Below are 24,632 nucleotides of genomic sequence, written 5' to 3' on the forward strand. Positions count from 1 at the left end.
ATCCTTGTAGGGATGCGACTGTAGGGATGCGACTCCACTGATGCCTGTCGGAGGCCGACATGTTGGATTGGGGAACCGTCGTCGTCGACAGCGTCATGTGGATGGCGAAAGCCTTTGCGATCACCGCCCTGGCCTTCGTCGTTGTGATCGCCGCGATCGTGCGGTTCACGCGCTGGGGTCGCCAGTGGTGGCGTATCGCCGCGTCCTTCTTCGACCCGCGCAACGGTGCCGGCGGTCTTGCCCTGGCCGCGATCGTGTTGCTGCTGACGGTGTTCGCCGTGCGGATGAACGTGTTGTTCTCCTACTGGTACAACGACTTCTATACGGCGATCCAGAATCTGGACGAGTCGGCCTTCTGGCGTTTCATGCGGGTCTTCGCGATCCTGGCGACGATCCATGTGGTGCGAGCGCTCGTCGACTACCTCCTCGGGCAGACCCTCGACATCCGGTGGCGGACACATCTGAACGAACGCCTCGTGGACGACTGGCTGGAGTCGGGTTCGTTCTACAAGGATCGGTTCGTCTCGTCGCCGGTCGACAATCCGGATCAGCGCATCCAGGTCGACATCACGAATTTCGTCACCACCACGCGGGTGCTGTCGATGGGAGCGGTGACGGCGGTGCTGTCGATCGTCAGCTTCACCGGAATCCTGTGGGATCTGTCCGGACCGATCACGATCTTCGGTACCGAGATCCCCCGCGCGATGGTCTTTCTCGTGATCGTCTACGTTCTCGTCACCACAGCAGTCGCGTTCTGGATCGGCCGTCCGTTGATCGTGCTCAACTTCCTGAACGAGAAGCTCGGCGCGACCTACCGGTACGCGCTCGTGCGGGTGCGCGAGTACGGCGAATCCATCGCGTTCTACCGGGGTGAGGGCGTCGAACGCGGTGGGTTGCTCGCGCGGTTCGCCGCGGTGATCCGCAACTGGTGGCGCATCGTGTTCCGCACGCTGAAGTTCAACGGTTTCAACCTGGCGGTCAACCAGACCGCGGTGATCTTTCCGTTCCTCGTGCAGGGTCCCCGTCTGTTCGCCGGCCAGGTGACCCTCGGTGATGTCATGCAGACGAGCAACGCGTTCGGGCAGGTGCACGACTCGCTGTCGTTCTTCCGCGAGTCGTACGACGAGTTCGCGGCGTTCCGCGCGACGACGATCCGTCTGAACGGATTGCTCGACACGACGCATCAGGCCGCCGAGTTGCCCTCGGTCTCGGTGCGGGCGCGGGAGGATCGGCTGGAGTTGACGGATCTGTCGGTGGAGACCCCGGCGGGTGACCCGCTCGTCACGGATCTGTCGCTGGGTGTCGAGGCGGGCGAGGCGCTGCTGGTGCGCGGAGCGTCGGGCAGTGGGAAGACCACCCTGCTCCGCACGATCGCGGGGCTGTGGCCGTATGCGCGCGGTGAGGTCGACCGGCCGGTCGGTGACGGATTGTTCCTGTCCCAGGACCCTTATCTACCGCTGGGCACCCTGCGCGAGGCCGTCGCCTATCCCCGCGCGACGGACCACGACGACGCGGCGATACGCACGGCGCTCGAGACGGTCGCGCTCGGGCATCTCGCCGATCGACTCGACGTGGAGGCCGACTGGGCGCGCACCCTCTCCCCCGGTGAACAGCAACGGCTCGGGTTCGCGCGCATCCTGTTGTCGTCCCCGGCGATCGTGTTCCTGGACGAAGCCACCGCCGCGGTCGACGAGGGTCTCGAGCACACGCTGTACCGGACGATGCGGGAGGCACTGCCGGACGCCGTGATCGTCAGTGTCGGGCATCGGAGCACTCTCGACGCCTTCCACGACCGCGTCCTCGAACTCCGCGGTGAAGGACGCTGGGTGGTCTCCGACCTGGAGAAGTCGCGATGATCCCCGCTCGTCGACAGCCGGTGCCACGGTGTCGGGTCCGGCCGGACCCGACGACTCTTCCGGGAGGTGCTGAATGTTCGACACTCTTGTGCCCGAGTCCCAGCGACGCAGCCTGACCGAACTCGACGAGCGTCTGGATCTGTCGGTCGGCGATCGGCAGGCGAAGCGGTCGGCGTTCTGGACGATGCTCACGCTCTCGGCGATCATCGCCGTGGCGGGGGTGGTCAGTGATTCGACGGCCACCGTGATCGGGGCGATGATCGTCGCACCGTTGTCCACCCCGATCCTGGGGGTCGGCCTGGGCATCGCGGTGGGACGCGGTGCGCTGATCGCACGCAGCGTCGCCCGAATCCTCGGCGGCATCGTCCTGGTGGTCCTCCTGGGGGTCGTCTTCGCCCAGGTGCTCGCGAACCCGGGCAACGTCCTGTCGAATTCGCAGGTTCTCGGTCGCACGTCGCCGACGCTGATGGATCTGACGGCGGCCATGGCGACCGGACTGGTCGGGGCGATCGCGGTGACACGCCGCGATGTCGGGGACGTCCTGCCCGGGGTCGCCATCGCGATCTCGTTGGTGCCTCCGCTCGCGGTGGTCGGTGTCTGCCTCGGCTCCGGGGCACCGACACTCGCGCTCGGCGCGTTCGTGCTGTTCGCATCCAACGTGGTCGCGCTGATCATCACGGCCACAGTGGTTCTCGTCGCCGCAGGCTATTACCGGGAGGCTGCGGAGACGGTCCGGCACCGGTGGCGACGAGCGTATGCCGTCCTCGCGGTGGCCCTGGTCGTCGTCGCGGTGCCGATGGTCGTCAACTCGATGGCGTCGTTGTGGGCACGGCAGATCTCGGCGCAGGCCACGCAGTGGCTCGACGGGGCACCCGGTGCGGAGGTCACCGGCGTGGACTGGCACGGCACCACGGTGGTCGTCTCCGTGCTCGGCCCGGCCGAGCTACCGCCCCTGGACGAACTCGACGCCGCGGTCGATGCGGTGCTCCCCTGGGATCCCACCCTGCAGGTCATCCACACCGTGGGCGCCAACATCGAACGGGTCGAACCGGAGTGAGGAACGTCAGGGAGTGACGATCGCGAAGTCCGGATCGGGTTCGTCCAGCACGCTCACCAGCATCGCGAGCACGCCGTCCGCCCCGTCGACGGTGATGCTGCCGTCCGCCACGAGCGATGCCGGATCGGCACCGCCGAGCAGCACCGCGATGAGCAGCGATCGGGTCAGGGTGATGGTGGTGTCCGGCGCAGGCAGCGATCCGTCGGTGTCGAAGTGCACCAGGAGTCCGTTGCACAGCCGAGTGCGATGCACGCTGTTCTCGTCGGTGAAGTTCCAGTCGATCGTCAGCGTCGTCGACCATGCGCGCGGTCCGTCCACGCGTAATGCGAGTGCGTCGAAGATCTGGTCGATCGTGAGCGCACCGACGATGTCCGGGGCGGTGGTGACGGTGGGAGTGCCGATCGCACCGTGGCGGAGTTCGTAGGCGCCCATGAGGAAGAAGTTCCGCCAGGTGCCGTTCTCGGAACCGAAGCCCAGTTGTTCGAGCGCGTCCGCCTGCAGCGCCTTGGCCTGCGCGTTGTCGGGGTCCGCAAAGATCACGTAGTTCAGCACCTGCGCGACCCAGCGGAAGTCGCCGTCCTCGAAAGACCGGCGCGCCTTTTCCAGGACCTGATCGGCGCCGCCCATGAACTCGATGTGCCGCATCGCCGATTCGACGGGAGGGTGCTCCCACAGATGCGCGGGATTGCCGTCGAACCAACCCATGTACCGCTGGTAGATCGCTTTGACGTTGTGGCTGACACTGCCGTAGTAGCCGCGCGTGTGCCATACCTTCTCGATCGCCGGTGGCAGTTCGATCGACTCGGCGATCTCGATTCCCGTGGCCCCTCTGTTGATCGCCCGCAGCGTCTGATCGTGCAGGTAGCCGTACAGGTCCCGCTGGAGGGACAGATACTCGGTCAGGCGCTCGGTGCCCCAGGTCGGCCAGTGGTGCGAGGCGAACAGGACGTCGGAGCGGTATGCGAACCGGTTGATCGACTCGGTCAGGTATTGCGACCACACATGCGGATCCCGCACGAGCGCCCCGCGCAGCGTCAGCAGATTGTGCAGGGTGTGGGTGGCGTTCTCCGCCATGCACAGGGCCCGCAGCTGCGGGAAGTAGAAATTCATCTCCGCCGGGGCCTCGGTGCCCGGTGTCATCTGGAACTCGATCTCGACTCCGTCGACGGTCTCTGCCTGCCCCGTGTGCTCGATGTCGATCGTCGGAGTGATCAGGGTCGGTGTGCCGGTCGAGGTCGTCGGCCCCAGTCCCGCACCGACGGCACCGCGAGGACCTCGCGGCAGCGCCGCCCCGTACATGTAGGCGGCGCGACGGCCCATCGCCGTGCCTGCGTACACGTTCTCCGCGACGGCGTGTTCGACGAATCCGGCCGGCGCGAGGACCGGACATCGCCCGGCTTCGACATCCTCGACCCTCGTGACACCCTTGACGCCACCGAAATGATCGATGTGACTGTGGGTGTAGATCACCCCGGTTACCGGACGGTCACCGCGATGCGCCCGATACAGCGCCAGACCCGCCGCAGCGGTCTCCGCGGAGATCAGCGGATCGATGACGATCACGCCGGTATCGCCCTCGACGAGCGTCATGTTCGACAGGTCGAGACCACGCACCTGGTAGATGCGGTCACCGACCTCGAACAAACCCTGCCGCGCGCAGAGTCGCGACTGCCGCCACAGGCTCGGATTCACCGTCGGCGGGCAGTCGCCTTCGAGGAATGCGTACGAATCGCTGTCCCACACGACGTCGCCATCGGTGTTCCTCACAATCCCGGGTTCGAGAGCCGCGATGAAGCCGCGATCGACGTCGTCGAAATCCTGGACGTCCGAGAAGGGCAGTGATAGATCCGCCTGTCTGATCCGGCCTGCGGCGGGCATGTCGGCCGATGGGTCGGACATCGCGATCCTTCCGGGTGATCTGCAGGACCCGGCACAGCGTGGAGTGTCGAGTTCGTGATTTCCGTTTCTGCCCTCGACTGTATTTCTGCAGGCACTCCGGAGTCACGGCTTCCGCCGAGATCGCCCGGCAGCATCGAGACCGACCACTCGGAATTCGCAAATCGGACAACAATTCCCGATTCGGCCGGAATCGGGGCGTTCGGACTTGGCGATCCGGCCCGGCATCGCGTATTAGTTGTGTCGCGTCATAATCCTGTGACGGGGGTCATGGTTTGACGCACATGTCGGCGGGGCAGCAGGGGGCCTCGTCAGGAACTGCCCGGCGATCCGGGCGGAGGAAATGTGCCGATGCGTCCACCCATGTCGCCCACCGATTCGATGTTTCTCCTCGGGGAGTCCCGCGATCATCCGATGCACGTGGGCGGGCTGATCCTTCTCCGGCCCCGCGAAGGCACGACCGCCGCGGACCTGGGAGCACTGTTCACCGCCACCGCAGAGGACGACGAGGTCGCCCCACTGTGGCGTAAGCGAGCGGTCCGTTCCCTGGGCACCTTCGGCCAGTGGGCCTGGGAAGAGGACGCGAACTTCGACCTGGGCTACCACGTACGACGCAACGCGTTGCCGCAGCCCGGCGGGCTCGACGAACTGTGGGATCTCGTCTCCCGGTTGCACAGCACGCTGCTCGACCGGAGCCGGCCCTTGTGGCAGATACACGTCATCGAAGGCCTCGCGGACGGCAGGCTCGCCGTCTACACCAAGATCCACCACGCCCTCGCCGAGGGTGTGGGCGCGATGAAGTTGCTGCGCCGCGCCCTGAGCCCGGACGCCGAGCGGCCCGGCATGCCGGCGCCGTGGGCGCCGTTCGACACGCCGGGCCGGCACCACTCGTCCGGGACCGCACTCGATCTTCCCGAGGCAGCGATGCAGGTGGTGCGGACCGCGACGTCCGAGGTCACCGGCTTCGTGCCCGCACTGGCCGGCACCGTGAACAGGGCACTGCGTGGCGTAGGCGGATCGCTGTCGCTCGCCGCACCGAACACCGTGATCAACGTGCCCATCTCGGGCACGCGCCGGTTCGCCGCGCGTTCGTGGCCGCTGGCTCGCCTGCGCGCCGTGGCGAGAGCAGCCGACGCGACCGTCAACGATGTCGTCCTGGCCATGTCATCGGGAGCACTGCGCGCCTTCCTGAGCGAGCAGGGGGCATTACCCGACAAGTCGCTCGTGGCGATGGTGCCGGTATGTCTTCGACCCGACAAGGATTGTGCCGGAAACGAAGTCGGTGTCCTGATGGCGGATCTGGGTACGGATCTCGCCGATCCGGCCGATCGACTGGCCAGGGTGTCGGCGTCGACGACGGAGGGCAAGGCCTCCATGCAGGGGATGTCCCCCCTGTCCCGGCTGGCGGCGAGCGCACTCGGCGTCGCGCCGCTGGCGGTGGGAATCCTCACACGCAATCGCGCGCTCCCGCGACCGCCCTTCAACGTCATCGTCTCGAATGTGCCGGGGTCGCCGGATCCGTTGTACTGGAACGGAGCTCGTGTGGATGCGGTGTATCCACTGTCCGTACCGGTGGACGGTCAGGCGCTGAACATCACGTGTACGAGCACCGACGACGCCATCGCGTTCGGTCTCACCTCGTGCAGTCGCAGCCTGCCGCAACTCCGGCCGTTGCTCGACCACTTCGACACGGCCCTCGGAGCCCTCGAGGACGCCTTCGACCTCGTGCCGGTCACCGACGAGGCGTCCGTCCGTGCAGGCTGACGCCGCAACGCGGCATCAGCACCGGTGAGGCCCCGTCACGAGCGAGGTCGGGAGCGGAACGAATCCGGCGAGGCTGCACGCCAATCCGCTGCCCAGGTGGCGGGTGGATCGGCGAGCAGTTCACCCGGGCCGAGCCACTCGTAGAGTTCCGTATAGGAGCGAACAGTGGTCGGCGACACTTTCTTCCGAAGCATGTCGGTCGTGAGGTCGCCGGGCTCGTCGACACCTATCGACGCCATGAGTTGCACCGCCTGCCGCACCGTGCTCGCGTGGTACCGCTGCACCCGCAGCGCCTTGTCCGCGACGTCGAGGGCGCGAGCGCGTTTCGGGTCCTGGGTCGTCACACCGACCGGGCACCTGTTCGTGTGGCACCGCTGCGCCTGGATGCATCCGAGCGCCATCATCATCGCTCGTGCCGAGTTGGTGTAGTCCGCGCCCTGGATCAGCCGCTTGACCATGTCGTTTCCGGTCGCGACCTTCCCGCTCGCACCGATTCTGATTCGATCCCTCAATCCGGTACCCACGAGTGCGTTGTGGACCGTCATCAGTCCGTCGGTGAGCGGCAGACCCACGTTGTCCTCGTACTCGAGGGGTGCTGCGGCGGTGCCGCCCTCCGCTCCGTCGACAATGACGAAATCGGGTGTCGTCCCTTCGGCGAGCATGGCCTTGCAGATCGCGAGCACGTCGATGCGGGATCCGACACAGAGTTTGAATCCGACGGGCTTCCCTCCGGACAGCTCGCGGAGACCGGCGAGGAAACGGACCAGTTCGCGCGGTGTGGTGAAGACCGTGTGCGCTGCGGGACTGATGCACTTCTCGTGGGCCGGAACACCTCGATAACGTGCGATCTCCTCGCTCACCTTCGCTGCGGGGAGAACACCGCCCACGCCCGGCTTCGCACCCTGGCCGAGTTTGAGGGAGATCGCCTTGACATGGTCGTGGGCGGATTTGTCGGCGAATTCCGTCGGGTCGAATCTGCCGTCGCGGTCGCGCGTCCCGAAGTAGCCGGATCCGATCTCCCAGACCAGGTCGCCACCGCCTTCGAGGTGATACGGCGTCAGGCCGCCCTCACCGGTGTCGTGGGCGAATCCGCCTCGGGCCGCCCCACGGTTCAACGCCCGGATCGCGTTGGCGGACAGCGCACCGAAACTCATCGACGAAACATTCAGCAGCGACATCGAGTACGGCCGCGTACAGTCGGGGCCTCCAATGCTCACCCGCGGTGGTTCGTCGGGTTCGGGCACCGGCGCTGTCGAGTGCACGAGGTATTCGTAGCCGACCTCGTAGATGTCGCGTTCGGTGCCGAACGACAGTTCGCCGTGGATACCCTTGGCGCGTTCGTAGACGACCGTGCGCACGTCCCTGTCGAAGGGGCGGCCGTCGAAGTTCCGCTCGACGAAGTACTGCTGCAATTCCGGACGCACGCTCTCGAGCAGATATCGCATGTGGCCGAGCACCGGATAGTTGCGCAGCACCGAATGCCGACGCTGCACGAGATCGTAGATTCCGACCAGCAGCAAAAACGTCAGGAGGACGACCAGCACCCACCAGACCCACCCTCCGACGGCGGCGATCACACCGACCAGAACCAGGGTCAGGCCCAGAAATCCGACGAGGAAGAACCGCAGCACGGTTCACCTTCTCTCCGCCTACCCGGCGGGACACACATGTCGGACAGCAGTGACCACACTCGCCGCCCGACCGGCAGATCAGCGCGAGCCGCCGCGCTTCTGCTGCAACTTGGCGAGCATCTCCTTGGCCTTGCGCTGGTTCTCCGGCTTGGCCGCCTCACGTCGGACGATCTGGATCGCCTTGACCGCGGCGGCGCTCTTCATCGCCTTACCGAACATTCCCATCGAGCACTCCTCCGCGTGTCGTTCCGAACCGTACTTCCACGATACGGACGCGCGGAAACACCGACGAGGAACCGCTGCCGGCGGCACGGGGCCGTTCGGATGGAACGCCCCCGTGCGCGCAGCTCAGTTCGCCGAGTCGGCGACGCGGCTGTTCGGCAACTTCCAGCCCGGCCGCGGGAAGTGGCAGGTGTACCCGTTCGGGTACCGCTGGAGATAGTCCTGATGCTCGGGCTCGGCCTCCCAGAAGGTGCTCGCGGGAGTCACCTCGGTGACCACCTTGCCGGGCCACAGGCCGGACGCCTCGACGTCGGCGATGGTGTCCACCGCGACCTGCTTCTGCTCTTCGTCGAGGTAGAAGATCGCAGAACGGTAGGACGCCCCGATGTCGTTGCCCTGCCGGTTCAGGGTGGTCGGATCGTGGATCTGGAAGAAGAACTCGAGCAGCGCCCGGTAGTCGGTGCGTGCGGGGTCGTAGACGATCTCGACGGACTCCGCGTGCCCCGGATGGTTGCGGTAGGTGGGGTGATCGTTCTGCCCACCGGTGTAGCCGACCCGCGTCGACACCACCCCGGGCTGCCTCCGGATGAGCTCCTCCATGCCCCAGAAGCATCCACCTGCCAGAATCGCCTTGCGTGTATCGGTCATTACGCCTCCTCGGCAGGTGGAACCGATACGACGGTCGCGACATTCCCGGCCCGCACCCCGTTGGTGGTCAGAGCACGAACACGGCCGCCCGCTCGGCGAGGTCGAGGACGGGTTGCGGCAGGATGCCGAGCAGCACCGTCGCCACCGCCGCGAATGCGATGGCCGCGCTCGTCGCCACGGTCGAGGTCGCGAGCCGCGGGGCGTCGTCGGTCGGGTCGGTGAAGAACATCAGCACGATCACCCGCACATAGAAGTACGCGGCGACCGCGCTGACCAGCACACCGATGATCACGAGCGGAGCCGCACCGCCCTCGATCGCGGCGCCGAAGACTGCGAATTTCGCGATGAATCCGCTGGTGAGCGGAATGCCGGCGAGCGACAGCAGGAACAGCGCGAACGCCCCGCCGAGCAGCGGGGAGCGCCGCCCGACACCGGCCCACCGCGACAACTCCCATGCCTCGCCGTCCGGGTCGCGGACGAGCGTCACCACGGCGAACACCCCGACCGTCCCGATGCCGTAGACGAGCAGGTAGAACAGCGTCGACGACACCCCGGACACGGTTCCGGCGACGACACCGGTGAGCACGAATCCGGTGTGGCTGATCGCCGAGTACGCGAGCATGCGCTTGATGTCGTTCTGTGTCACCGCCAGGACCGCGCCGACGACCATCGTCGCGATCGCGACGGCCCACAGGATCGGACGCCACTGGTCGGCGGCGCCGGGAACCGCGACATAGAGCACACGCAGCAGCGCACCGAACGCGGCGATCTTGGTCGCGGCGGCCATGAACGCCGTGACGGGGGTCGGTGCCCCCTGGTAGACGTCCGGTGTCCACGAATGGAACGGCACCGCCCCGATCTTGAAGAGCAACCCGACGGCCAGCAGACCCACCCCGACGAGCGCGGTGGTCTCGTTGCCCGCACCGGCGTCGATCGCCAGGGCGATCCCACCGAGGTGGACGGTCCCGGCGTAGCCGTAGAGCATCGCCACCCCGTACAGGAAGAACGCCGACGAGAACGCGCCCAGCAGGAAGTACTTCAGTGCCGCTTCCTGGGAGAGCAACCGGCGGCGCCGCGCCAGTCCGCACAGCAGGTACAGCGGCAGCGACAGCACTTCGAGTGCGATGAACATCGTCAGCAGGTCGTTCGAGGCCGGGAACACGAGCATCCCGCCCACCGCGAACAGCAGGAGCGGGAAGACCTCCGTGCGCGCGCCGCCCGCCGCGAGTGCCTGCCGCTCTGCCGCGGTACCCGGGATCGCCGACGCCTGGGGCGCGAACGCATCGAGATGCGCACCGACCGCGGCGTGCGGAACCGAGTGCGTACGAACCTGTTCGATACTCCGTTCCGCGACGAGCGCGACCGACAGCAACGCCACGATCAGGACCGATCCCTGCAGGAACAGTGCCGGTCCGTCGATCACGACCGCCCCCGACAGGGTGGTCGCGCGGGTTCCCGCGAGCATCATCACCGCGACGAACGCCGCGACCAGCGCGACCGTCGTCAGGACCACGTGGGCGAGATAACGTGCCGAGGCCGGCACGAAGGATTCGATCAGTACACCGACGACGGCTGCGGCGAACACGATGAGGATCGGTGCGATCAGTCCGTAGTCGATCGCCGGGGCGGGAAGTGATGCGGCAAGAACGACGATGCCCTCGGAGGGGTTCATTCGGCTTCACCTTCCTCGGAACCACGGGCGGGTACACCACTCTCGGCGACGGGCCGCTCGGCGGGCACCACCGGTTCGGGCCGGGAGATGTCGATCGAGACGAGCGTGTCGTCGACCGCGGGGGTGATGACGTCGAGCGCGGGTTTGGGATAGATCCCCAGAACGAGCAGCAGCGCGATCAGCGGCGCGACCACCGCGATCTCACGCGGCACGAGATCGGAGAGCCTGCGCGTGGGTTCGGAGCCGTCGTCACCGTCGTCCCCGCCGGGCAGGCGCACGGGTCCGCCCATCATGCGCTGGTAGAGCCACAGCACGTAGAGCGCGGACAGCACGAGCGCGAGTGTCGCGATCACCGCGGCCACCTGATAGCGCGGATAGGTGCCGACGAAGACCAGGAACTCGCTGACGAACGGTGCGAGTCCGGGCAGGGACAGGGTCGCCAGTCCCGCGACGAGGAAGGTTCCGGCGAGGACCGGGGCGACCTTCTGCACCCCGCCGTAGGCCGCGATGGTGCGGTCGCCACGTCGCGAGACGAGGAAACCGGCGATGAGGAACAGTGCGGCCGTGGAGATCCCGTGGTTGACCATGTACAGGGTCGAGCCGGCCTGCCCCTGTGCGGTCAGCGCGAAGATGCCGAGGACAATGAACCCGAAGTGCGAGATGGAGGTGTAGGCGATCAGGCGCATCACGTCGGTCTGGCCGATCGCGAGCACGGCACCGTAGACGATGCCGATGACGGCGAGGGTCACCACGACCGGCGCGAAGGTCACCGAGGCGTCGGGGAACAACTGAAGGCAGTAGCGCAACATGCCGAAGGTTCCGACCTTGTCGACCACGGCCATCATGAGCACCGCCGCGACCGGCGTGGTCCGCACCGCCGCGTCGGGCAGCCAGCCGTGCAGCGGCCACAGCGGGGCCTTCACCGCGAAGGCGACGAGGAAACCGAAGCACAGTGCGCCGAGCACGGCAGGGGTCGCGTCGAGATCGCCGGCGACGGCGGCGGCGGTGACGGTCCGGACGTCGAAGGTGCCCACTCCCGCGCTCTCCCCAAGCCCGGACCGGGCGGTGACCACGTACAGGCCGATCAACGCGGCGAGCATCACCAGTCCACCGAGCAGGTTGTACAGCAGGAACTTCACGGCGGCACGTGCCCGGTCGGCGCGCGGTGTCCCCGGGGAACCGAACCCGCCGATGAGGAAATACATCGGGACGAGCATCGCCTCGAAGAAGACGTAGAACAGCAGGATGTCGAGGGCGGTGAACGACACGAGCACCATCGACTCGACGAGCAGGATCAGCGCCACGTAGGTGTGCGCCGAACGCGGGCGGGCCGCGTCGCCCTCCTCGTCAGCGGCCCGATGATCGTGCCACCCGGCAGCCAGGAGCAACGGCACGAGCGCGGCGGTCAACAGGACCAGTACCAGGGCGATGCCGTCGACGCCGAGCCGATAGCCGGCGCCGAAGGAGGGGATCCAGTCGTGCGATTCGACGAACTGGAAACGCTCTCCCCCGCGGTCGAATCCGACGGCGACGATGACCGCGACCACCAGAACGGCGATCGACACCGCGAGGGCGATCGACCTGACGGCCGGACCCCGGCGAGCGGGTAGAGCCGCGATCACGGCGGCGCCGAGCAGCGGGAGCACCCACAGGATCGTCAACCAGGGAACGGTGGTCACCAGTACACCCCCATCACAACGTCACCAGGACGAGCGCGCCGACCACGACGGTCGCGCCGGCGAACATGTACAACGCGTACGAGCGGACGAAGCCGGTCTGCAGGCGGCGCAGTCCGCGCGAGAGCGCACCGATCCCGGTGGCGGCGCCGGTGACGGAGCCGTCGATGCCGGTGGACTCCACGGCATCGAGGGCGCGCACCAGACCCTGACCGGGACGCATGAACACCGCTTCGTTCACGGCGTCGCCGTAGAGGTCGCGGCGTGCGGCGACGGTCAGCGCCGACACCGCCTCGGGCGCCGTCTCCGGGACCGGTTCGCGGGCGTACTGCCGGTAGGCGACGGCGACACCGGCGAGCACGACCGCCAGAGTGACGGTGGTGACGAGCCAGACGGGCAGGCCACCTTCGTGATGGTCGTAGCCGACGACGGGTTCGAGCCAGTGCTGCAACGCGCCACCGAGCACCAGCAACCCGCCGGCGCCGACCGAGCCGACGGCGAGTGCGATCATCGGCCAGGTCATCGAGGCCGGCGACTCGTGCGGGGCGGCGTCGGGCGCCCAGCGCCGGTCGCCGAAGAAGGTCAGGATCATCACGCGGGTCATGTAGAAGGCGGTCAGCCCCGCACCGAGCAGCGCGACGACACCGAGCACGATGCCTTCGACACCGCCGGCGGCGAACGCCACCTCGATGATCTTGTCCTTGGAGAAGAACCCGGCGAACGGCGGGATCCCGATGATCGCGAGATACCCCAGCCCGAAGGTGGCGAAGGTGATCGGCATGACCGCGCGCAACCCGCCGAAGCGGCGCATGTCGGTCTCGTCGTTCATCGCGTGCATCACCGAGCCGGCACCGAGGAACAACCCGGCCTTGAAGAAGCCGTGGGTGAGCAGGTGCAGGATCGCGAAGGCGTACCCGGCGGGACCGAGACCGGCGGCGAGCACCATGTAGCCGATCTGGCTCATCGTCGATGCCGCGAGCGCCTTCTTGATGTCGTCCTTGGCGCAGCCGATGATCGCGCCGAAGAGCAGCGTCGCTGCGCCGACGATCACCACCGCGAGTCGCGCGGCCGGTGCGGCGTCGAAGATCGCGTTCGCGCGGACCACGAGGTAGACACCGGCGGTGACCATGGTCGCGGCGTGGATGAGCGCGGAGACCGGGGTGGGGCCCTCCATGGCGTCGCCGAGCCACGACTGCAGTGGCAGCTGGGCGGATTTCGCACACGCGGCCAGGAGGAGGCACAGGCCGATCGCGGTTACGGTGCCCTCGCTCGCCGCGGGCACCGCGGCGAAGACCGTGTCGTAGTCGAGGCTCCCGAAGGTCGCGAACATGATCATGAGGGCGACGAGCAACCCCATGTCGCCGACGCGGTTGACGACGAACGCCTTCTTCGCGGCGGTCGCGGCGGTGGGCTTGTACTGCCAGAAGCCGATGAGCAGGTACGAGGCGAGACCGACGCCCTCCCATCCGAGGTACAGGACGAGGAAGTTGTCGGCGAGGACGAGTACCAACATCGCCGCGAGGAACAGGTTCAGATAAGCGAAGAACTTCCGACGCTCCGGATCGTGCGCCATGTATCCGATCGAATAGAGATGGATCAGCGAGCCCACGCCGGTGATGAGCAGTACGAAGCAGATGGACAGCGCGTCGAGCCCGAGTCCGAGATCGACCTGCAGTTCGCCGACCGGCACCCAGGTGAACACGGTCTGCTGTGCGAGTCTCTCGCTCGCGTCGAGTCCGAGAAGTCCGACGAACATGACGACGCCGCCGACGAAGGAGGCGACCGCCGTGGCACATCCGAGCAGATGTCCCCAGCCGTCGCTGCGACGCCCGAGGAGCAACAGAACGAACGCGCCGGCCAGGGGCAGTGCCGGTATCGTCCACAGCGCCGAGTTCAGGAACGAAGTCATGCCGCGTGTCCTCTCGGTTCGTCGTGGGCTCTCACACTCACCGTCCTCGTGGAATCGTCAGTACTTGAGCAGGTCGGCGTTGTCGACGGAGGCCGATCTCCTCGTCCGGAAGATCGTCACGATGATCGCGAGGCCGACGACGACCTCGGCGGCCGCGACGACCATCGTGAAGAAGGCGAACACCTGTCCGTGGAGATTGCCGTGCATCCGCGCGAACGTGACGAACGCCAGGTTGGCGGCGTTGAGCATCAACTCGACGCACATGAACACGACGATGGCGTTGCGGCGGAGGAGAACTCCCACTGCGCCGATGGTGAACAGCAGTGCGGACAGGTAGAGGTAGTTCTCGGGGTTCATCGCCGATCCTTCCTCGCGTCGTCGCCGGGTTCGCGCAGGCCCAGATCGGCGTGGTCCCAGTCGCGTCCGATGCGGCCGAGCAGCTCACCGACCGACAGTTCCGAGAATGTTCCGTCCGGGAGCAGGGCCGGGACGTCGGCGGCGTTGTGGCGGGCATAGACACCCGCGGCCGGCAACGGAGTGACCCGCTCCCCGTCGCGGAACCGGCGTGCGGCGAGTTCGCGTTGGGTCTGCCTCGGCTGCAGACGTTCCCGGTGGGCGAGCACCATCGCCCCGACGGTGGCGGTGATGAGCAGCGCTCCGGTGAGTTCGAACGCCCAGACGTAGTCGATGAACAGCAACACCGCGATACCCTCGACGTTGCCGCCGGCGTTGGCGGCGTCGAGTCCCGCGAAGCCGGAGACCGCGGTGTTCCCGATGCCGCCGATGAGCATCACCGCGAATCCGACAGCCACGACGATCGCGAGAACGCGCTGCCCCTTGATCGTTTCGACGAGGGAATCGGCGGAGTCGATACCGACGAGCATGAGCACGAACAGGAACAGCATCATCACGGCACCGGTGTAGACGACGACCTGCACCACACCGAGGAACAACGCGTCCTGCGCGATGTAGAAGACGGCGAGCACGATCATCGTCATGGCGAGGAACAGCGCCGAGTACACGGCCTTCGGAGCGACGACGACGCCGAGCGCCCCGAGTACTGCGACGGCACCGAGGATCCAGAACTGCACGGCCTCCCCGGTGGAGGTCGTGGTGAGTTCGGCGGCGAGCAGGGCAGTGGTCACCGGCCCTCCTCCCCGTCGGTGGCGGATGCGTGTTCCGGGACGGGGATCGTGCCCCGGTAGTAGTCCTCGTCGGTGGCGCCGGGCGCCATGGGATGCGGAGGTGGTTGCATCCCGGGTTCGAGGGGTGCGAGCAGACGGTCCTTCTCGTAGATCATGTCGGTGCGGTTGTCGGAGGCCATCTCGTACTCGTTCGTCATCGTCAGCGCGCGGGTCGGGCACGCCTCGATGCACAGTCCGCAACCGATGCACCGCAGGTAGTTGATCTGGTAGACGCGCCCGTACCGTTCGCCGGGCGAGTACCGCTCTTCGTCGGTGTTGTCGGCGCCCTCGACGTGGATCGCGTCGGCCGGGCACGCCCACGCGCACAGTTCACAGCCGATGCACTTCTCGAGTCCGTCCGGATACCGGTTGAGCTGGTGGCGTCCGTGGTAGCGGGGTGCGGTGGGTCTCTTCTGTTCCGGATACTGCTCGGTGTTGGGCTTCTTGAACATCGTCGTGAGCGTCACACCGAAACCGGCGAGCGGGCCGCGGAATTCGACCATCACGATCCTCCTGGGAGACGACCCGCCGAGGCGGGCGGACTCGATCGGGTGCTCGACCGAGCAGGTAGTGGCGGCACGGGGAAGCCACCGGCCATGGCGTCGAACTCCGCGTCGACGTCGGCCGGCGGTTCCGTCGCCTGGGCGAGGCGCCGGGTCCGCCGCCCCCGCACGGTGAGGTAGGCGAACAGCAGAGCGGTGGACAGTACACCGGCGACGATGAGGCTCGCGGTGCCGGGCAGGACGTCGTCGGTGTCGAGGATGCGCAGCGCGGCCGCGATCATCACCCACACCACCGAGACGGGGATGAGCAGTTTCCAGCCCAGGGCCATGAACTGGTCGTACCGCAGTCGCGGCAGGGTGCTGCGCAGCCACACGAAGACGAACAGCACGACCCACACCTTGATCACGAACCACAGCAGCGGCCACCAGCCCGAGTTCGCGCCGCTCCACAACGTCAACGGCCACGGCGCGTGCCAGCCGCCGAGGAACAGGGTGGTCGCGAGCGCGGAGACGGTGACCATGTTGACGTACTCCGCGAGCATGAACATCGCGAACCGTAGCGACGAGTACTCGGTGTGGAAACCGCCCACCAGCTCACCCTCGGCCTCGGGCAGGTCGAAGGGAGCGCGGTTGGTCTCCCCCACCATCGACACCGAATACACCAGGAAGGACGGCAGCAGCAGCACGACGAACCACAGGTCGTTCTGCGCGGCGACGATGCCCGAGGTCGACATCGTGCCCGCCTGCAGGAAGACCGCGGCGAACGCGAGTCCCATCGCGATCTCGTACGAGATGACCTGCGCGGTCGAACGGAGCCCGCCGAGCAGCGGATAGGTCGAACCGGAGGCCCAGCCGGCGAGCACGATGCCGTAGACACCGACGGAGGTGATCGCCAGGACGTAGAGCACCGCGACCGGAAGATCCGTGAGCTGCAACGGCGTCCGGTTCCCGAGAATCGACACCTCCGGCCCGAACGGGACGACCGCGAACGCCATGAACGCCGGGGCCGTCGCGATGATCGGGGCGAGCATGTAGATCGGCTTGTCCACCCCGGTCGGGATGATGCCTTCCTTGAGCGCGAGTTTCAGGCCGTCGGCGACGGTCTGGAACAGTCCTTTCGGCCCCACCCGGTCGGGTCCGACGCGCATCTGCATCCAGGCCATGATCTTGCGTTCGGCGAGGATCATCACGAGCGTCGTCAGGACGAGGAACGCGAAGATCGCCACGGCCTTGACGACGACGAGCCACCACGGGTCGATGCCGAACATCGACAGATCCACGGGCTGCTGGGCGGTGACGCTCATCGCGGATCCTCCTCGGCCGATCCGGAAGCCGGCGTGGCGGCCCGGATCCGCACCACATCACCGGAGGCGACGCCGAGCTCGACGTGCACCATCGATCCCGGGGATGCGGTGGGCAGCCAGACGACACGGTCGGGCAGGTCGTCGACCACCAGCGGCAGCGTGATCGAGCCGCGCGCGGTGGAGACGGTGAGCGAATGATGGTCGGCGGCGCCGATCTCCGCGGCCGTCGCGGCCGACAGCCGGGCGACGGGTTCGTGCGCCGTTCCGGCGAGGTGCGGTTCGTCGTCCTGCAACCGGCCCGCGTCGAGCAGCATCCGCCAGGTGGCCAGGACCGCTTCCCCGAGGACGGGACGTCGCGGAGACCGCGGGGACACTTCCGGCATCTCCGGGACGGTGCCCGCCCATCGTCCGAGTTCCGTGAGTTCGTGGCGCAGGGTCTCGACGTCGTGGGGGCCGGGATCACCGAGACCGGCATCGATGTCCATCGCGTCGGCGATCGCCGCGAGCACCCGATGGTCGGGCAGTGCCCCGGTGTCACGGAGCGCGGTCGGGAAGGCTCGTTCGCGCCCCTCCCAGTCGAGGAAGCTCCCGGCCTTTTCGACCACCGGCGCGACGGGGAAGACGACGTCGGCGCGGTCGGTCACCGCGCTGCGTCGCACTTCCAGACTCACGACGAATCCGGCACCGTCGAGACCCGCGAGTGCGGCATCGGGGTCGGGCAGATCGGCGGGATCGACGCCGGCGACCACGAGCGCACCGATTTCACCCTCGGCGGCCGCAGTGAGGAGGGCGGCGGTGTCGCGACCCGGTTCCGTCGGCAGGGTGCCGGCCGGGAGACCCCACGCCGACTCCGTGTCGCGCCGGGCCTGCGGGTCGCGGACCGGGCGACCGCCGGGGAGAAGTGTCGGGAAGGCACCGGCCTCGAGTGCTCCGCGATCACCGGCGCGGCGCGGGATCCACGCGAGGCGGGCTCCGGTCCCGTCGGCGAGGGCCGCGGCAGCGGACAGTGTGCCGGGCGACGCTGCAGCCCTCTCCCCCACCAGCACGATCGCACCGGGAGCTCCGAGCGCAGCCGCGACGTCGGCGGATGCGCCGGTGCGGATCGCGTCGAGTGCGTGCGCCTCGCCGCCCGGCACGCACTGTTGGACCCGCCCCGACAGCTTGTGGACGCCGCGCGAGGCGAAGGGGGCGATCGCGAAGACCTGCAACCGGTTCCGGCGGACCGCCTTGCGCAGCCGCAGGAACACGATCGGCGATTCCTCCTCCGGTTCGAATCCGACGAGCAGCACCGCGGGCGCGCGGTCGAGGTCGCGGTAGGTGACGTCGAGGCGCCGTCCGGCGACCCGCGAGGCGAGGAAGGCCGTCTCCTCCTCCGACAGGGGACGGCTACGGAAGTCGATGTCGTTGGTGCCGAGCGCCGTTCGCGCGAACTTCGCGTACGCGTAGGCGTCCTCGACGGTGAGCCGGCCGCCGGTGAGCACCCCGGCCCTACCGCGCGCCGCCGCCAGCCCGCGGGCGGCGACGCCGAGCGCCTCGATCCACGAGGCGGGGACGAGCGCTCCGGTGTCGTCGCGGACGAGCGGTGTCGTGAGGCGATCGTCGGCGGTGGCGTAGGTGAACGCCCAGCGTCCCTTGTCGCAGTTCCATTCCTCGTTGACCTCGGGGTCGTCCCCGGCGAGGCGGCGCAGCACGGCACCGCGACGATGATCGGTGCGTTGGGCGCAGCCACTCGCGCAGTGTTCGCACACGCTCGGCGTGGAGACGAGATCGAACGGGCGGGCGCGGAACCGGTAGGCGGCGCCGGTGAGCGCGCCGACCGGGCAGATCTGGACGGTGTTGCCGGAGAAGTACGACTCGAACGGTTCTTCGGTGTAGATACCGACCTGCTGCAGCGCCCCGCGGTCGAGCATGTCGACGAACCGGTCGCCCGCGATCTGGTCGGCGAAGCGGGTGCACCGCGCGCACAGCACGCACCGTTCGCGGTCGAGGAGCACTTGCGAGGAGATCGCGATGGGTTTCGGGTAGGTGCGTTTGGTGTCCTCGAAGCGGGATTCGGCGCGCCCGTTGGACATCGCCTGGTTCTGCAGCGGGCACTCGCCACCCTTGTCGCACACCGGGCAGTCGAGCGGATGGTTGATGAGCAGCAGTTCCATCACGCCGCGCTGGGCCTTGTCGGCCACCGGTGAGGTGAACTGGGTGCGCACGACCATCCCGTCGGTGACCACCGAGGTGCACGAGGCGAGCGGTTTGCGTTGGCCCTCGACCTCGACGAGGCACTGGCGGCACGCGCCGACCGGTTCGAGCAGCGGGTGATCGCAGAACCGCGGGATCTGGACCCCGATCAGTTCGGCGGCACGGATCACGAGAGTGCCCTTGGGCACGGCGATCTCGGTGTCGTCGATGGTGACGTTCACGAGGTCGGTGGTCTCGGACTTCTCCGCACCGGCACCGGACACGGCGGTCATCGCTCGTTTCCTTCCGCTGGAGTGTCGGCGGCGAGCGTCGACAGATGCGGGTCGAACGGGCAGCCGCCGTGCTCGAAGTGGGCGAGGTATTCGTCGCGGAAATACTTCAGCGACGACGTGATCGGGCTCGTCGCGCCGTCCCCGAGCGCGCAGAACGCCCGGCCGAGGATGTTGTCGGAGATGTCGAGCAGCTTCTCCAGGTCGGCCTCGGTACCCTGACCGTGCTCGAGCCGCTCGAGGATCTGCACGAGCCACCAGGTGCCTTCGCGGCACGGCGTGCACTTGCCGCACGATTCGTGCGCGTAGAACTCGGTCCAGCGCAGCACCGTACGGACGACACAGGTGGTCTCGTCGAAGATCTGCAGGGCCCGGGTCCCGAGCATCGACCCGGCGGCGGCGACGTTCTCGTAGTCCAGGGGGACGTCGAGGTGTTCGTCGGTGAAGATCGGGGTCGACGAACCACCCGGTGTCCAGAACTTGAGCCGGTGACCGGCGCGCACTCCACCGGCGTAGCCGAGCAACTCCCGCAGCGTGATGCCGAGCGGGGCCTCGTACTGGCCGGGGGTGGTGACATGCCCGGAGAGCGAGAACATCGCGAAACCCGGTGATTTCTCGGTGCCCATCGAGCGGTACCAGTCCACACCGTTGCGGATGACGAGCGGGACGTTCGCGATGGATTCGACGTTGTTGACGACGGTGGGGCACGCGTACAGGCCGGCGACGGCGGGAAAGGGTGGGCGCAGGCGTGGTTGGCCGCGACGTCCTTCGAGGGAGTCGAGCAGCGCCGTCTCCTCACCGCAGATGTATGCGCCTGCACCGGCGTGGACGACGAGTTCGAGGTCGTACCCGGAGCCGAGGATGTCGCGTCCGAGGTAACCGGCCTCGTAGGCCTCCGCGACCGCGGCGTGCAGGCGCCGCAGCACCGGGACGGCTTCCCCGCGGAGATAGACGAACGCGTGCCGGGCGCGGATCGCATACGCGGCGATGATCACGCCTTCGACGAGGGCGTGCGGGGTAGCCAGCATGAACGGGATGTCCTTGCAGGTGCCCGGTTCGGATTCGTCGGCGTTGACGACGAGATAGTGCGGTTTGTCGTCGCCCTGCGGAATGAACGACCACTTGGTGCCCGTGGAGAATCCGGCGCCGCCGCGACCGCGGATCCCGGAGTCCTTCACCGCGGCGATGACCGCATCCGGCTCCATTCCGAGTGCGATGGGCAGGGCCTCGTATCCGCCGTGCCGCCGGTAGGTGTCGAGGGTCCACGCCTGTTCCTCGTCCCAGTAGCGGGTGAGCACGGGGGTCAGACCCGTCGGGGATTTCCCGACGGTGACGACGGCCTCGTCCTTCGCCGGGGGTTCCGGTGCCTGCATGTCGTGCTCGCGGGCGACCTCGAGCCCGGCGAGGGAGGCCGGTCCGGCGGTACCGGCGGCCTCGAGTACACCGGACCGGTCGTCGGGGATGCCTGCGAGCAGGCGCGCGGTGTCGCGGAAGCTGCGCAGCGGTGCGCCGCGCGTCGGTGTGGGTGTGCCGCCGGCGAGCAGGTCGTCGACGAGTTCGATCGCGGAGTCGACGGTGCGGTTGTCGAACAGTTCCCAGTCGACGGTCATCACCGGGGCGTAGTCGCAGGCCGCGTTGCATTCGATGTGCTCGAGGGTGATCGCACCGTCGGCGGTGGTCTCGTCGTGTCCGACGCCGAGCCGGGTGCACAGCGCGGAGAAGATCTCGTCGCCGCCCATCGTCGCGCACAGCGCGTTCGTGCACACTCCGACGTGGTGGCGGCCGGTCGGCGAGCGACGGTACATGGTGTAGAAGGTGGAGACGGCGGCGACCTCGGCGCCGGTGAGTCCGAGCCGCCGGGCGCAGAACTCGATGCCGGCCGGCGTGATGTAACCGTCCTCCGCCTGCACGAGGTGCAGCAGCGGCAGCAGCGCCGATCGTGGCTGCGGGTAGCGCGCGACGATCCGGTCGGCGTCGGCGTCGAGGCGGGCGCGGACGTCGTCGGGATAGCGGCGCGGTGCGTCGGGCGGGGTGAGATAGGTGTCCTCGTCGGGTCGCGGCCCGAGCGGCACGAGGACGGGTTCGCGCCCGGCCGGTTCGGTCATCGGCACGGCGGCGGTGGTCTCGCTCGTGGCCGCGGCGCCGGCGGTCTCCGAGCCCGCGGCCCGCACGAATTCGGTGCTCATCGGTCCACTCCCCCCATCACCGGGTCGATGCTGGCGACGGCGGCGATCACGTCGGAGACCATGCCGCCCTCGCACATCGCCGCGACGGCCTGCAGATTCGTGAACGACGGGTCGCGGTAGTGCACGCGGTACGGGCGTGTGCCGCCGTCGCTGACCATGTGGACGCCGAGTTCGCCGCGTGGCGATTCGACGCCGATGTAGACCTGTCCCGCCGGAACACGGATGCCTTCGGTGACGAGCTTGAAGTGGTGGATCAGACCCTCCATCGACTCGCCCATGATGTGCCGGATGTGGTCGGGCGAGTTGCCGAGTCCGTCCGGTCCGAGCTGCAGTTTCGACGGCCAGGCGATCTTGCCGTCCTGAACCATCACCGGTCCGGGGCGGAGCCGGTCGAGGCACTGTTCGACGATCTTCAGCGATTCGCGCATCTCCCCGATCCGGACGAGATAGCGCGCGTAGCAGTCGGATCCCTCGGCGGTGACGACGTCGAACTCGTAGGTCTCGTAGCCGCAGTAGGGTTCGGCGCGGCGCAGGTCGTAGGGCAGTCCGGTGGACCGCAGGATCGGTCCGGTGATCCCGAGGGCCATGCAGCCCGTGAGATCGAGGCAGCCGATGTCGCGGGTGCGTGAGATGAAGATGGGGTTGTCGGTGAACAGGGCTTCGAGGTCGGCGAGCCGGCCGGGCAGGAGCGCGAGCAGGTCGCGGATCATCGGCACGGCCTCGTCGGGCAGGTCCTGGGACAGTCCGCCGGGCCGGATGTAGGAGTGGTTCATCCGCAGTCCGGTGATCGTCTCGAAGACGTCGAGGATCAGTTCGCGTTCGCGGAAACCGAACAGCATCGGGGTGGTCGCGCCGAGTTCCATGCCACCGGTGGCCAGCGCCACCAGGTGCGAGGAGATGCGGTTGAGTTCCATGAGCATCACCCGCACGACCTGCGCGCGTTCGGGGACGAGATCCTCGATGCCGAGCAGCTTCTCGACGCCGAGGCAGTAGGCCGTCTCGTTGTGGAACGGGGCGAGGTAGTCCATGCGCGTGACGAAGGTGACGCCCTGCGTCCAGTTGCGGAATTCGAGGTTCTTCTCGATTCCGGTGTGCAGATAGCCGATTCCGCAGCGGGCCTCCGTGACGGTCTCGCCGTCGATCTCGAGGATCAGGCGCAGCACCCCGTGGGTGGACGGGTGCTGGGGGCCCATGTTGACGACGATGTGGTCCTCACCGCTGTCGCGTACGGCAGCGGTGATGTCGTCCCAGTCGCGTCCGACGGCGTCGAAGACGGTCTCGGTCGCGGGTTCGCTCGTCACGTGTACGCCCTCCTTTCGTCGGGTGGTGGGATCCGGGCGCCCTTGTACTCCACCGGGATTCCGCCGAGAGGGTAGTCCTTGCGTTGGGGATGTCCGTGCCAGTCGTCGGGCATCTCGATGCGGGTGAGCGCGGGGTGCCCGTCGAAGACGATTCCGAAGAAGTCGTAGGTTTCGCGCTCGTGCCAGTCGTTCGTCGGGTAGGTGCGGTAGAGCGACGGGACGTGTGGGTCGCTGTCGGGGATCGCGACCTCGAGCCGTATCCGACGGTTGTGGGTGATCGAGACGAGCGGATACACCGCGTGCAGTTCGCGGCCCGTCTCCTGCGGGTAGTGCACCCCGCTGACCCCGAGGCACAGTTCGAAGCGGAGGTCCGCATGGTCGCGCAGGGTGCGGGCCACCAGCGGCAGATGTTCGCGGCGGACGAAGACGGTCAGCTGGTGGCGGTGCACGACGACCTTCTCGACCGCCTGGGCATAGCCGACGCCGGTGTCGCCGGATCGCTCGTCGAGGACGTCCTCGAGCGTGTCGACGAGGGCGTCGAGGTACCCGCCGTAGGGTCGCTCGGTGCTGCCGGGCAGCGTCACCCGGCGCACGAGGCGGCCGTAGCCGCTGGTGTCACCGGATCCACGCACCCCGAACATGCCGCGTCGGACGGCGATCACCTCGTCGGCGCGGTCGTGGTCGGATCCTGTCCGTTCGAGATCGGTCATCGCGGCGGCACCGTCAGTTCGATGAGGGGACGTTGGGCCAGGGCCGCTTCCTCGGCGGCGCGGATCGCCTCGGCCCGGTTCACACCCAGGGGCATCTGCGCGATCTTCTCGTGCAGCGTGAGGATGGCGTGCAGGAGCATCTCGGGCCGGGGCGGGCAGCCCGGGAGGTAGATGTCGACGGGGACGACGTGGTCGACCCCCTGGACGATCGCGTAGTTGTTGAACATGCCGCCCGACGAGGCGCACACGCCCATCGCGAGCACCCACTTGGGTTCGACCATCTGGTCGTAGACGCGGCGCAGGGCGGGGGCCATCTTCTGGCTGACGCGGCCGGCGACGATCATGACGTCAGCCTGTCGCGGGGAGGCCCGGAAGGCCTCCATACCGAAGCGGGCGATGTCGTAGCGGCCACCGGCGGTGGCCATCATCTCGATGGCGCAGCACGCGAGCCCGAAGGACGCCGGCCACAAGGAGCCCTTGCGCGCGAAACCGGCGAGGGTCTCGACGGTGCTGAGCAGGAAACCGCTGGGGACCTTCTCCTCGATGCCCATCGCCCGTCACCTCCCCCGGAATCGGACCGGACGCCCGGCCGTGGGTCGCCCGTTCTCGTAACCCGTTCGCTTGCAGGACATCCCGTCGTGTACGCGGGTC

Annotated in this window: 19 protein-coding genes; 3 read left to right on the plus strand and 16 right to left on the minus strand. The window is 67.9% G+C overall.

Features of this window, described 5'->3' with window-relative positions:
- Window positions 1-62: 62 nt before the first annotated feature.
- Both CKW34_RS14050 and CKW34_RS14055 read left to right on the plus strand, forming a co-directional pair.
- Window positions 63-1,856, plus strand: coding sequence for an ABC transporter ATP-binding protein/permease (locus CKW34_RS14050; RefSeq protein WP_059381119.1), 1,794 nt, complete (start codon window positions 63-65; stop codon window positions 1,854-1,856).
- A 73-nt stretch (window positions 1,857-1,929) separates the two neighbouring features.
- Window positions 1,930-2,913, plus strand: coding sequence for a TIGR00341 family protein (locus tag CKW34_RS14055; protein ID WP_059381045.1), 984 nt, complete (start codon window positions 1,930-1,932; stop codon window positions 2,911-2,913).
- 6 nt (window positions 2,914-2,919) lie between these two features.
- Here CKW34_RS14055 and CKW34_RS14060 read toward each other — a convergent pair whose 3' ends face one another.
- Complete coding sequence (locus CKW34_RS14060) at window positions 2,920-4,812, minus strand: alkyl/aryl-sulfatase (RefSeq protein WP_059381044.1); 1,893 nt, start codon at window positions 4,810-4,812, stop codon at window positions 2,920-2,922.
- 348 nt (window positions 4,813-5,160) lie between these two features.
- On the opposite strand from CKW34_RS14060, the gene CKW34_RS14065 reads away from it, so the two are divergent.
- Window positions 5,161-6,573 (plus strand): WS/DGAT/MGAT family O-acyltransferase, encoded by a 1,413-nt coding sequence (locus CKW34_RS14065; RefSeq protein ID WP_229582074.1) that lies wholly within the window; start codon window positions 5,161-5,163, stop codon window positions 6,571-6,573.
- Between the two features lie 35 nt (window positions 6,574-6,608).
- Here CKW34_RS14065 and CKW34_RS14070 read toward each other — a convergent pair whose 3' ends face one another.
- The 15 genes from CKW34_RS14070 to CKW34_RS14135 all read right to left on the minus strand — a co-directional run bounded on the left by CKW34_RS14070 (window position 6,609) and on the right by CKW34_RS14135 (window position 24,532).
- Window positions 6,609-8,204, minus strand: coding sequence for an FMN-binding glutamate synthase family protein (locus tag CKW34_RS14070; RefSeq protein WP_059381042.1), 1,596 nt, complete (start codon window positions 8,202-8,204; stop codon window positions 6,609-6,611).
- A gap of 78 nt (window positions 8,205-8,282) precedes the next feature.
- Window positions 8,283-8,429, minus strand: a complete 147-nt coding sequence (locus CKW34_RS24330) for a hypothetical protein (protein WP_155418930.1) — start codon at window positions 8,427-8,429, stop codon at window positions 8,283-8,285.
- Window positions 8,430-8,552: 123 nt separating this feature from the next.
- Window positions 8,553-9,074 carry a peptide-methionine (S)-S-oxide reductase MsrA gene (gene msrA / locus CKW34_RS14075; RefSeq protein ID WP_059381041.1) on the minus strand — a complete coding sequence of 174 codons (522 nt, stop codon included), beginning with the start codon at window positions 9,072-9,074 and terminating at the stop codon, window positions 8,553-8,555.
- Window positions 9,075-9,141: 67 nt separating this feature from the next.
- On the minus strand, window positions 9,142-10,746 hold the full coding sequence (nuoN, locus tag CKW34_RS14080; protein ID WP_059381040.1) for an NADH-quinone oxidoreductase subunit NuoN: 1,605 nt from the start codon (window positions 10,744-10,746) through the stop codon (window positions 9,142-9,144).
- Window positions 10,743-12,425, minus strand: a complete 1,683-nt coding sequence (locus tag CKW34_RS14085; protein WP_059381039.1) for an NADH-quinone oxidoreductase subunit M — start codon at window positions 12,423-12,425, stop codon at window positions 10,743-10,745. Before CKW34_RS14085 ends, nuoN begins: the two co-directional genes overlap by 4 nt.
- A 13-nt stretch (window positions 12,426-12,438) precedes the next feature.
- Window positions 12,439-14,331 carry an NADH-quinone oxidoreductase subunit L gene (gene nuoL, locus CKW34_RS14090; protein ID WP_059381038.1) on the minus strand — a complete coding sequence of 631 codons (1,893 nt, stop codon included), beginning with the start codon at window positions 14,329-14,331 and terminating at the stop codon, window positions 12,439-12,441.
- A 57-nt stretch (window positions 14,332-14,388) separates the two neighbouring features.
- Window positions 14,389-14,688 carry an NADH-quinone oxidoreductase subunit NuoK gene (gene nuoK / locus CKW34_RS14095; RefSeq protein WP_006554035.1) on the minus strand — a complete coding sequence of 100 codons (300 nt, stop codon included), beginning with the start codon at window positions 14,686-14,688 and terminating at the stop codon, window positions 14,389-14,391.
- Window positions 14,685-15,476 (minus strand): NADH-quinone oxidoreductase subunit J, encoded by a 792-nt coding sequence (locus CKW34_RS14100; protein WP_059381037.1) that lies wholly within the window; start codon window positions 15,474-15,476, stop codon window positions 14,685-14,687. The genes nuoK and CKW34_RS14100 overlap by 4 nt, the downstream gene beginning before the upstream one ends.
- Entirely contained in the window at window positions 15,473-16,018 is a 546-nt protein-coding gene (gene nuoI, locus CKW34_RS14105) for an NADH-quinone oxidoreductase subunit NuoI (RefSeq protein WP_059381036.1), read from the minus strand. Before nuoI ends, CKW34_RS14100 begins: the two co-directional genes overlap by 4 nt.
- Complete coding sequence (gene nuoH, locus CKW34_RS14110) at window positions 16,018-17,322, minus strand: NADH-quinone oxidoreductase subunit NuoH (RefSeq protein WP_059381035.1); 1,305 nt, start codon at window positions 17,320-17,322, stop codon at window positions 16,018-16,020. Before nuoH ends, nuoI begins: the two co-directional genes overlap by 1 nt.
- Complete coding sequence (locus CKW34_RS14115) at window positions 17,319-19,787, minus strand: NADH-quinone oxidoreductase subunit G (protein ID WP_059381034.1); 2,469 nt, start codon at window positions 19,785-19,787, stop codon at window positions 17,319-17,321. The genes nuoH and CKW34_RS14115 overlap by 4 nt, the downstream gene beginning before the upstream one ends.
- Window positions 19,784-21,970, minus strand: coding sequence for an NADH-quinone oxidoreductase subunit NuoF (gene nuoF, locus CKW34_RS14120; RefSeq protein ID WP_080968147.1), 2,187 nt, complete (start codon window positions 21,968-21,970; stop codon window positions 19,784-19,786). Before nuoF ends, CKW34_RS14115 begins: the two co-directional genes overlap by 4 nt.
- A complete protein-coding gene (locus tag CKW34_RS14125) occupies window positions 21,967-23,271 on the minus strand; it encodes an NADH-quinone oxidoreductase subunit D (RefSeq protein ID WP_059381033.1) in 1,305 nt (434 codons plus the stop codon). Before CKW34_RS14125 ends, nuoF begins: the two co-directional genes overlap by 4 nt.
- Complete coding sequence (locus CKW34_RS14130) at window positions 23,268-23,981, minus strand: NADH-quinone oxidoreductase subunit C (RefSeq protein ID WP_059381032.1); 714 nt, start codon at window positions 23,979-23,981, stop codon at window positions 23,268-23,270. The genes CKW34_RS14125 and CKW34_RS14130 overlap by 4 nt, the downstream gene beginning before the upstream one ends.
- Complete coding sequence (locus CKW34_RS14135) at window positions 23,978-24,532, minus strand: NuoB/complex I 20 kDa subunit family protein (protein ID WP_059381031.1); 555 nt, start codon at window positions 24,530-24,532, stop codon at window positions 23,978-23,980. Before CKW34_RS14135 ends, CKW34_RS14130 begins: the two co-directional genes overlap by 4 nt.
- Window positions 24,533-24,632 lie beyond the last annotated feature (100 nt).

The sequence above is a fragment of the Rhodococcus rhodochrous genome (genome assembly GCF_900187265.1).
GTDB classification, from domain to species: domain Bacteria; phylum Actinomycetota; class Actinomycetes; order Mycobacteriales; family Mycobacteriaceae; genus Rhodococcus; species Rhodococcus rhodochrous.